This window comes from Vibrio sp. OPT46, assembly GCF_015163535.1.
In the GTDB taxonomy this organism is placed as follows: Bacteria; Pseudomonadota; Gammaproteobacteria; order Enterobacterales; family Vibrionaceae; genus Vibrio; species Vibrio alginolyticus.
Window position 1 is genome coordinate 1 of record NZ_JADDYG010000461.1, and the last position, 343, is coordinate 343.

A 343-nucleotide genomic window follows, 5' to 3' on the forward strand; every position below is an offset into this window, starting at 1 on the left:
CAGTGGCAAAACACCGACCTATCGGAGCTTATGGAAACGCTAGACCAGCCTGAGTCCTATCAAGCGACCGCACTTTTTGAATATACGCTTAACGGTGAAGTGGACATGGTATCGAGCCAGAGCCAAGGTTCAGTTCAAGACTGCAATATCCGAATTCGCACCCTTCAGCTTTACACCAGTGCGCTCAACTCGGTGATGCGCCATTACAAGTTAACCGACCCCAATATCCCCATGAAGCTGCGCGATATCAAAATGGGTGAGCAGCTTTTCTTCGGCCATACTCGCACTCGCTAAACCACATTTCGCATTACCTCGGAATAACAGGGGTAATGCGAGTTTCCTA

The 343-nt window shown here is 49.3% G+C and carries 1 protein-coding gene; it reads left to right on the forward strand.

The features are described from left to right. The coding region (locus IQR33_RS19865; protein ID WP_193843970.1) for a hypothetical protein at nt 1-294 on the forward strand (294 nt) is incomplete at its 5' end. Nucleotides 295-343: the final 49 nt, after the last annotated feature.